We start from the raw sequence: 9,206 nt of genomic DNA on the forward strand, positions 1-9,206 counted from the left end.
CTCATCTTTCCCCAGATTGGACAAACGCCCCGGCCAGCAGGCTGGAGCCAGATTTGCGCCTCGGCGCTGGGCTGGCTCCATCCAGACAAGAAGTTCTGAAACCGGGAAGGCATGGAATGTCTGACGCATCGCAGGGCCTGCGCCTCTACAACACGCTGACGCGCACGAAAGAGGACTTCGTGCCGATCGATCCGCGAAATGTGCGCATGTATGTCTGCGGCCCGACCGTCTACGACTTCGCCCATATCGGCAACGCCAGGCCGGTGATCGTCTTCGACGTGCTGTTTCGTCTGCTGCGGCATCTCCATGGCGAGACGCACGTCACCTATGTGCGCAACATCACCGACGTCGACGACAAGATCAACGCGCGCGCCTTGCGGGACTTCGGCGGCGAGATCGCTTCAGGGGCGCTTTCGCTCAACGAAGCGATTCGGCGGGTTACCGAAAAAACGGCCGATCAGTTCCATAGGGATGTCGCGACGCTTGGCTGCCTGGAGCCGACGGTCGAGCCGCGCGCCACCGAATTCGTCGAGCCCCGCGCCGACGGCAAGGCTGACATGATCACCTTGATTCAAAGCCTGATCGGGCGCGGCCATGCCTATGTCGCGGCAGGCGAAGTGCTGTTCGATACGGCGTCGATGCCGGACTACGGGCAATTGTCGAGACGCAATCTCGACGAGCAGCAGGCCGGCGCCCGCATCGCCGTCGACGCGCATAAGAAGAACCCCGGCGATTTCGTGCTGTGGAAACTGTCGTCGCCGGAGGAGCCCGGTTGGCAAAGTCCATGGGGCAGGGGCCGGCCCGGCTGGCATATCGAGTGCTCGGCCATGTCGGCCGCCTATCTCGGCGAGGTCTTCGATATCCATGGCGGCGGCCTCGATCTGATCTTCCCGCACCATGAGAACGAGATCGCCCAGTCGCGCTGCGCCCACGGCACGTCGGTCATGGCCAATGTGTGGATGCACAATGGCTTCCTGCAGGTCGAGGGCCAGAAGATGTCGAAGAGCCTCGGCAATTTCTACTCGATCCACGAGTTGCTGGAGACCGACACTTTTGGTGGTCGCAAATGGCCCGGCGATGTGCTGCGGCTGGCGATGCTGATGACGCATTACCGCGAACCGATCGACTTTTCCGTGCGCAAGCTGGAGGAGGCGGAAAACACGCTGCGCAAATGGAAACGCGCGGCGGATCTGGCGCCGGCCGCGGGAAGTCAGTTGCCGGTTGAAGTCGTGGAGGCGCTGTCGGATGATCTTGCGACCTACGCGGCCTTCCAGCAACTCACCCAGCTTGCCGGCGAGGCGACCGACTTTGACGGTAGCGGCGACAACGCCGCCGCCGTCGCATTAAAGACCGCGCTCACCTTCCTTGGCTTCGATATTGGCGCGATCAAGGTGGACGACACCGTGGTCGCCAAAGCGATTGCCGAGCGCCTGACGCTTATCGCTGCGAAAAATTGGACAGAGGCCGACCGCGTGCGCGATGAACTTCTGGCGCAAGGTGTACAGTTGAAGGACGGCAAGGACCCGGTCACCGGCGAGCGCGTGACGACGTGGGAGATCAAGCGGTGAGGCTAATGGCGGGAATGGAGACCCATCATCTCGTATCTCCCCTTAATCGTGGCAATGCGCGCAAGATGCGCAAGGCAATGACCGATGCCGAACTCAAACTTTGGAATGAGATACGTGCACATCGCCTTATGGGGCTGGCTTTCAGGCGCCAGATGCCGATCGCTGGCTACATCGTCGACCTTGCTTGCCCGACCAGAAAACTGATCGTCGAGATTGACGGCTCCCAACATGCAACGGCCAAAGCCTCGGAGATGGATGCGGCGCGTGCCGCGAAGCTTGAAGCGCTGAGCTGGACCATCCTGCGCTTCTGGAATGACGACGTCATCCGCGATATCGACAATGTCTGCCAGCACATCGTGATCGTGGCCGGTTTGGCCGATGCTGTGATGCCGGCAAGCCAACCAGCAACGGAGGAGCTCGTTCCATGATCGATCATCTTGGCATCGCCGTTTCCGATTTCGATGCCTCCAAGGCCTTCTACGACAAGGCGATGGCGCCATTGGGCGCCTCGCTGCTTTACATGGTGCCGCAGGAATATACCGGCGGCACCAAGGTCGGCGGTTATGGCCGCGACCGGCCGGTGTTCTGGCTGAGCGCGGCAAGGGAAAAGCCCCGGGATCACCAGCACGTCGCCTTCACAGCGCGCAGCCGCGCCGAGGTCAACGCCTTCCATGCCGCCGCCCTTGCAGCTGGCGGCAGGGACAATGGCGGGCCGGGCCTGCGTCCGCACTATCACCCCAACTACTACGGCGCCTTCGTCTTCGATCCCGACGGCAACAATGTCGAGGCGGTCTGTCATGATCCGGAGTGAAAACCGATGAGCCTCGACAACCGGCCGGTCTACACCGGCGGCTGCCAGTGCGGCGCGGTGCGCTTCCGCGTCGAAGGCGCGCTTGGCGACGCCTCGGTCTGCCACTGCCGCATGTGCCAGAAGGCGAGCGGCAATTTCTACCTGCCGCTGGTCTCGGTGCGGGGCGCCAAGGTCGACTGGACGCGCGGCGAGCCCAAGCGTTTCCGTTCCTCCAATGCCGCCTGGCGCGGCTTCTGCGCCGACTGCGGCACGCCGCTGACCTTCGAGGCGCCCGACGGCATGGCGCTGGCGATCGCGGCCTTCGACGATCCGGCTGGTATCGCGCCGACCATTCAATGGGGCACGGAAGCAAAACTGCCCTATGTGGATTCCATTCCGCGATTGCCGGGCGAGGATACGATGGCGGATATTGGCTCGGCCCCCTATCTCGCCGAACTCGTCTCCTATCAGCATCCCGACCACGACACCGACCAATGGCCGCCGGAGGAGAGACCATGACCGAGACCGTCCGAACCGGCGGGTGCCAATGCGGCGCCGTGCGCTTCCGCATCAAGGGGGCGCTTGGACGCGCGTCCATCTGCCATTGCCGCATGTGCCAGAAACAGTTCGGCTCCTTCTTCGGCGCCTTGGTGACGGTGCCCAAGGACGGCGTCGAATGGACCCATGAAGAACCAAGTTATTTCCAGTCTTCGGTCAACATCGATCGCGGATTCTGCGCCCGTTGCGGCACGCCGCTGACCTATCGCCAGCCCGGCGGGCTCGAGATCGCCATCGGCGCCTTCGACGACCGCTCGGATCTGGCGCCGCGGATCCAGGTCAACTACGCGGCACGGCTGCCTTGGGTGGAGACGATCTTCGATCAGCCTGTCCACGATGATCCCGACTATTACGCGCGGCAGGAGCAGATCATCTCCTTCCAACATCCTGATCACGAAACGGCCAATTGGCCGCAACAGGGCCTGAAACTATGAGCTTGCGCACCCTCTATCCGGAAATCGAACCGTTCGACTCGGGGATGCTCGACGTCGGTGATGGCCATAGGGTTTATTGGGAGCGGTCAGGCACCAAAGGCGCCAAGCCGGCCGTGTTCCTGCATGGCGGGCCGGGCGGCACCATCTCGCCAAAACACCGGCGGCTGTTCGACCCCAAGCTTTACGATGTCATCCTGTTCGATCAGCGCGGCTGTGGAAAGTCGACGCCGAACGCCTCGCTGGAGGCCAACACGACCTGGCATCTCGTTGCCGACATCGAACGCCTGCGCGAAATGGCCGGCTTCGATAAATGGCTGGTGTTTGGCGGCTCCTGGGGCTCGACGCTGGGGCTCGCCTATGCCGAGACACACCCTGATCGCGTCAGCGAACTGGTGGTGCGCGGCATCTATACGCTGACCCGCGCGGAGCTCGAATGGTACTATCAGTTCGGCGTCTCAGAGATGTTCCCAGACAAATGGGAGCGCTTCCTGGCGCCGATCCCGGAGGCCGAGCGCAGCGACATGATGGGTGCCTACCGCAAGCGGCTGGTCGGGTCCGATCGCAAGGCTCAGATAGAGGCCGCCCGCGCCTGGAGCCTGTGGGAAGGCGAGACGATCACCCTGCTGCCGGAGCCTGAAACCAGCGGTCCGTTTGGCCAGGATGACTACGCCGTCACCTTCGCCCGCATCGAGAACCATTATTTCGTCCACGCCGGTTGGCTGGAGGAGGGGCAGTTGCTGCGCGATGCCGGGAAGCTCAAGGACATCCCCGGCGCCATCGTCCATGGCCGTTACGATATGCCGTGCCCGGCGCGCTACGCCTGGGCGCTGCACAAGGCATGGCCCAAGGCCGACTTTCATCTGATCGAAGGCGCCGGCCATGCCTATTCGGAGCCGGGCATCCTCGACCGACTGATCCGCGCGACGGACAAGTTTGCAGGCAAATGACCATGCCCCGCGAGCGTCTCTATCTCTTCGACACCACGCTCCGCGATGGCCAGCAAACGCCGGGCATCGACTTTTCGGTCGAGGACAAGATCGCGATTGCAAAATTGCTTGACGAGTTCGGCTTCGACTATGTCGAAGGGGGTTATCCCGGCGCCAATCCGACCGACACGGCCTTCTTCCGGGAAAAGCGCACCGCACGCGCAAAGTTCGTCGCCTTCGGCATGACCAAGCGCGTAGGGGTATCGGCCTCCAACGATCCGGGGCTGGCGGCGCTCGTTCAATCGAAGTCGGACGCCATCTGCTTCGTCGCCAAGAGCTGGGACTATCATGTCCGCGTGGCGCTCGGCTGCACCAACGACGAGAACCTGGGATCCATCAAGGCCTCGGTCGAAGCGGCGGGCGCTTCGACCAAGGAAGCGATGGTCGACTGCGAGCATTTCTTCGACGGCTTCAAGGCCAACCCGGACTATGCGCTGGCCTGCGCCAAGACCGCCTATGATGCGGGCGCGCGCTGGATTGTGCTTTGCGACACGAATGGCGGCACGCAGCCCTCGGAAGTGCGGCTAATCGTTGAAAAGGTCATCGCCGCGGGCATTCCGGGCGAGCATCTCGGCATCCACGCCCATGACGACACCGGCCAGGCGGTGGCCAATTCCCTTGCCGCCGTCGAGGCCGGCGTGCGCCAGGTGCAGGGTACGCTGAACGGCATCGGCGAACGTTGCGGCAATGCCAATCTGATCTCGATCGTGCCGACACTGGCGTTGAAGCCGGCTTTCGCCGACCGCTTCGAGACTGGAATTTCAGCTGAAGCGTTGACCGGCATCTCTAGGCTGTCCCGCGCCTTCGACGAATTGCTGAACCGCGCCCCGGAAGCGCAGGCACCCTATGTCGGCTCGTCCGCCTTCGCCACCAAGGCCGGCATCCATGCTTCCGCACTGGCCAAGGAGCCGGCGACCTATGAGCATGTGCCGCCGGAATCGGTCGGTAACCGACGCCGTGTCATGGTCTCCGACCAGGGCGGCAAGGCCAATTTCATCGCCGAGTTGAAGCGGCGCGGCATCGATGTGCCGAAGGACGATCACCGGCTCGATGCCCTGATATCCGTGGTCAAGGAGCGTGAAGCGTCGGGCTATGCCTATGAGGGCGCCGACGCCTCCTTCGAGCTCCTGGCGCGCAAGATGCTACATGGCCTGCCCGAGTTCTTCCACGTCACCTCGTTCCGCTGCATGATCGAGCGCCGGTTCGATGCCAATGGCCAGTTGAAGACCGTGTCGGAAGCGGTGGTCAAGGTGCTGGTCGAAGGCGAGGAGAAGATGTCGGTGGCCGAGGGCCATGGCCCTGTCAACGCGCTCGATGTCGCGCTGCGCAAGGATCTCGGCAGATACCAGAACGAGATCGCCGATCTCGAACTCGCCGACTTCAAGGTGCGTATCCTCAATGGCGGCACCGAGGCCATCACTCGCGTGCTCATCGAATCGCATGACGGCACCGGTGCCCGCTGGTGGACGGTCGGCGTTTCCGAAAACATCATCGATGCCTCGTTTCAGGCGCTGATGGATTCAATCATCTACAAGCTGATGAAGAACCGCGAGATGGCGGGGCTGGTGGCGGCGGAGTAAGTTTGAACCATCAGCGAAAGTCCATTGATCCATCAGAACTTTGCGATGGTCTTGCCAAGGTTACTGGGCCATAGCGTAGGGCCATGGCCGCAGAAGCAATTACCCCCGATGCAGATTCAAAAGCCCGCCGCGGCTTCTTGCTGGCGCTGGGTGCCTATCTCTTGTGGGGGTTGCTGCCCTTCTACATGAAGGCGGTGGCGCATCTGCCGCTTGCCGAGGTGATTGCACATCGCATCGTCTGGTCGGTGCCGATTGCCGCGGCGGTCCTGATCTGGGCCGGCCGCACGGCGGACTTCAAGGCGGCAATCCGTTCGCCCCGCACCATCGCCATGGCGGCGCTGACGGCGGCGCTGATCTCGGTCAACTGGGGCATCTATGTCTGGGCGATCGCCGTCGATCGCACCGTCGAGACCGCGCTGGGCTATTACATAAACCCGCTGGTCAGCGTCGTCGTCGGCGCGCTGCTGCTCGGTGAGCGCCTCAATCGGCTGCAGATCGCGGCGGTGGCGCTTGCTGCGGTTGCCGTTGGCGTGCTGACAATCGAGGGCGGCAAGCTGCCCTGGGTGTCGCTGGCATTGGCGTTTTCCTTCGCCGCCTACGGCTTCTTCCGCAAGACCCTGCCGATCGGTCCCAGCCAGGGTTTCCTGCTCGAAGTGCTTTTGCTGTCGGTGCCGGCGTTGGGCTACATCATCTTCCTGATCGCCACCGGACAGGATCATTTCGTCTCCGGCAGTGGCACCGACACCGCGCTGCTCATCGGCTGCGGGCCGGTGACCGCCGTCCCGCTGCTGCTGTTCGCCTTCGGCGCCAAGCTGCTGCGCCTATCGACCATCGGCCTCATGCAGTACATCGCGCCAACCATGGTGTTTCTGATCGCCGTGCTGATCTTCGACGAGCCGTTCGGCACCACGCAGGCCATCGCCTTTGCCCTGATCTGGACGGCGCTTGCGATCTATTCATGGTCCATGCTGGCGACGGCGCGTCGGGCTACATCTGTCCGAGCCGCCTGACGAAAAGATAGGTCACGCCCGCGATCAGTAGCGATACGGCCGTGACCACCCAAAAGCCCAATGGGGTGTTGACCAGCGGCAAGCCGCCGACATTCATGCCGAACAGGCCCGAGATGATGGTCATCGGCAACAGCACCGCCGTCATCACCGACAGCACATAGAGCAGCCGGTTCGACTGCGTCGTCAGCTTGGCCATCAGCTCGTCCTGCAGCAGCCGCGTGCGCGCCTGCAGCTGCTCGCCATCATAGTGCAACGTCTGGGCGCGGTGCGACAGCCGCGCCGCCATGTCGTTGATCGAATCCGGCAGGTCGTTGCGGTGCGAATGATCGAGATGGCGAAACAGATTGGTCAGCGTCGCCATCTGCCGATGGATGACCACCAGGTGCCGGCGTGCATCGACCAGCGCTTGCCGCTCATTGTGCCATGCGTCGCAGACGATACGGTCCTCGATGCCGTCGAGACTGTCGCTGAGTGTCGCGAGTTCGGCGGCCATTCCGTCGAACGACTGGCCGACGACAGCCTCGATCAGCTCGGCCGGAGAGCGGAATTTGCGCGATCCGTTCTCGATCGCCTTGCGGATGTTGTCGACCGATTGCAGCGGTTGTTTGCGGGCGCCGACCAGCATCGTATCGTTGAGAGCAAAGCGGAAATGACCAAGCCCGCCGGCTTCCGCCGAATAGTCATGGCGCAGGTCCGGCAGATCGCCATAGAGCCAGTCATCCTCGAGATCGATGTGGCAGCCATGGCTGGCGCTCAGGAAGGCTTCGCGCACCGGCGCCGGCAACGCCTGATCGGCGCCGATCTCGTGACGGGCGCGCATGTCGGAAAGCTGGTAGCTGCGCCATGTCCAGTGCGCGGCGGCGGCATCCCTGGTACGCACACCCTCGGTGGTAAAGTGATAGATGAAGAACAGCCCGCGTTCATCGGGCAGATAAGGCGACAGGTCAGTGCCTTCGGAGGGGAGGGCGATGTTCATGGCGGCTTCGCCGGTCTCTGATGCGGTCGGGGTTGCGGGGGCGGCCAAGCGCGATTTCTAGCATGGCATGCCCGATTTAGTGTGACTGTTTGGTGACGGCGTGCCGCCTACAGGACGCTGGTGATCCCGCCATCCACCAGCAGCGTCTGTCCGCTCACGAAGCTGGCGGCGCCGGATGCCAGGAATACGGCGGCCCCCGCGAGTTCCCTCACTTCGCCCCAGCGCCGCATCGGTGTGCGGCCGGTCAGCCAGGCGGAGAATGTCTCGTCGGCGACCAATGCGGAGTTGAGCTCGGTCATGAAATAGCCCGGCGCGATGGCGTTGACGCGCACGCCGTGCTGGCCCCATTCGCCGGCCATCGATTTGGTCAGCATGGTGATGGCGCCTTTGCTCGCCGCGTAAGGCGCGATCGAGGGGCGCGCGAGCACGCTCTGCACCGAGGAGACATTGATGATCGCCCCCCTTTGGCGGGCGATCATGCCCTTTACGACGGCCCGGCTCACCTTGAATACGCCGTCCAAGTTGGTGGCCATCAGCGCGTCCCAGTCGGCGTCGCTAAAGGTCTCCAGCGGCGCCCGTCGCTGGATGCCGGCATTGTTGACCAGGATGTCGATCGGTGCGGTGCCGGTTTCCGCCGCTGCGATCGCCTGGTCGACCGACTTCGTGTCGGTTACGTCGATCACTGCTTCAGCGATCGAATGGCCCGCGGCGCGCAGCCTGTCTGCGGCCGCTTTCAGATCGTCGGCCTTGCGGCCGCCGATCGTGACGCGAGCGCCCGCGCTCGCAAGCGCTTCCGCGAAGGCCAGGCCCAGGCCGCGGCTGGCGCCGGTGATGAAGGCATGCTTGCCCTCGAGGCCGAACAGGCGGCCGAGATAGTCAGTCGAATGCAATTTTGCACCTTCATCGATTGCGATTTATCGCCGCCAGCACGAAGGCTCGTCTGACCTCGGCAAGCGGCAGCACCAGCCTGCCGCGTGGCTTGATGACATGCAAGGCGCTTTGTCGCGCCTGGCTGACGGCCTCGGTTGTCGCGGCCGTCAGCCTCAGCGTTTCGGCCCAAACCCCGGATAGGGGTTGAGCGGCACGATCGCGGCAATGTCCATCATGCCGGCCTTGATCAGCGGCAAGGTGGCGAGATGGCCGCGCACATCGGCATCGCTGCCGGCTTCGATCCTGTTCCGCGACATGCCATGGTTCGGGCGCATGGTTTCCATCCACCTCGCCTGGCGGCGGCAGGACCGGCGCGTGGTGATCACTGACCTGCGGGAGGCTGCCCGGAGGGAGGGAGTAGGGGAGTAGGGGAG

General features: G+C 63.4%; 11 protein-coding genes. 8 read left to right on the top strand and 3 right to left on the bottom strand.

Features of this window, described 5'->3' with window-relative positions; all coding sequences use genetic code 11:
* Nucleotides 1-116 precede the first annotated feature (116 nt).
* The 8 genes from cysS to rarD all read left to right on the top strand — a co-directional run bounded on the left by cysS (nt 117) and on the right by rarD (nt 6,926).
* Complete coding sequence (gene cysS, locus FJ960_RS23770; RefSeq protein WP_140717162.1) at nt 117-1,568, top strand: cysteine--tRNA ligase; 1,452 nt, start codon at nt 117-119, stop codon at nt 1,566-1,568.
* A 14-nt stretch (nt 1,569-1,582) separates the two neighbouring features.
* Nucleotides 1,583-1,996 carry an endonuclease domain-containing protein gene (locus tag FJ960_RS23775; protein WP_246672916.1) on the top strand — a complete coding sequence of 138 codons (414 nt, stop codon included), beginning with the start codon at nt 1,583-1,585 and terminating at the stop codon, nt 1,994-1,996.
* Nucleotides 1,993-2,379 carry a VOC family protein gene (locus tag FJ960_RS23780; RefSeq protein WP_027144162.1) on the top strand — a complete coding sequence of 129 codons (387 nt, stop codon included), beginning with the start codon at nt 1,993-1,995 and terminating at the stop codon, nt 2,377-2,379. Before FJ960_RS23775 ends, FJ960_RS23780 begins: the two co-directional genes overlap by 4 nt.
* A 6-nt stretch (nt 2,380-2,385) precedes the next feature.
* Complete coding sequence (locus tag FJ960_RS23785) at nt 2,386-2,877, top strand: GFA family protein (RefSeq protein ID WP_027144161.1); 492 nt, start codon at nt 2,386-2,388, stop codon at nt 2,875-2,877.
* Nucleotides 2,874-3,350: a GFA family protein gene (locus FJ960_RS23790; RefSeq protein ID WP_027144160.1), complete on the top strand. Its 477-nt coding sequence runs from the start codon at nt 2,874-2,876 to the stop codon at nt 3,348-3,350. Before FJ960_RS23785 ends, FJ960_RS23790 begins: the two co-directional genes overlap by 4 nt.
* Nucleotides 3,347-4,297: a prolyl aminopeptidase gene (gene pip / locus FJ960_RS23795; protein WP_140717164.1), complete on the top strand. Its 951-nt coding sequence runs from the start codon at nt 3,347-3,349 to the stop codon at nt 4,295-4,297. Before FJ960_RS23790 ends, pip begins: the two co-directional genes overlap by 4 nt.
* Nucleotides 4,294-5,916, top strand: a complete 1,623-nt coding sequence (cimA, locus tag FJ960_RS23800) for a citramalate synthase (protein WP_181174299.1) — start codon at nt 4,294-4,296, stop codon at nt 5,914-5,916. The genes pip and cimA overlap by 4 nt, the downstream gene beginning before the upstream one ends.
* Before the next feature lie 83 nt (nt 5,917-5,999).
* Nucleotides 6,000-6,926 (top strand): EamA family transporter RarD, encoded by a 927-nt coding sequence (gene rarD / locus FJ960_RS23805; protein ID WP_140505949.1) that lies wholly within the window; start codon nt 6,000-6,002, stop codon nt 6,924-6,926.
* Here rarD and FJ960_RS23810 read toward each other — a convergent pair.
* The 3 genes from FJ960_RS23810 to FJ960_RS29585 form a co-directional block, all read right to left on the bottom strand.
* Nucleotides 6,904-7,902: a transporter gene (locus FJ960_RS23810; RefSeq protein WP_140717168.1), complete on the bottom strand. Its 999-nt coding sequence runs from the start codon at nt 7,900-7,902 to the stop codon at nt 6,904-6,906. The two genes, rarD and FJ960_RS23810, sit on opposite strands and share 23 nt — an antisense overlap.
* Before the next feature lie 107 nt (nt 7,903-8,009).
* A complete protein-coding gene (locus FJ960_RS23815) occupies nt 8,010-8,792 on the bottom strand; it encodes a glucose 1-dehydrogenase (RefSeq protein WP_140717170.1) in 783 nt (260 codons plus the stop codon).
* Between the two features lie 153 nt (nt 8,793-8,945).
* A complete protein-coding gene (locus tag FJ960_RS29585) occupies nt 8,946-9,116 on the bottom strand; it encodes a hypothetical protein (protein WP_181174301.1) in 171 nt (56 codons plus the stop codon).
* Nucleotides 9,117-9,206: the final 90 nt, after the last annotated feature.

Source organism: Mesorhizobium sp. B2-3-11, assembly GCF_006442215.1.
GTDB classification, from domain to species: Bacteria; Pseudomonadota; Alphaproteobacteria; order Rhizobiales; family Rhizobiaceae; genus Mesorhizobium; species Mesorhizobium salmacidum.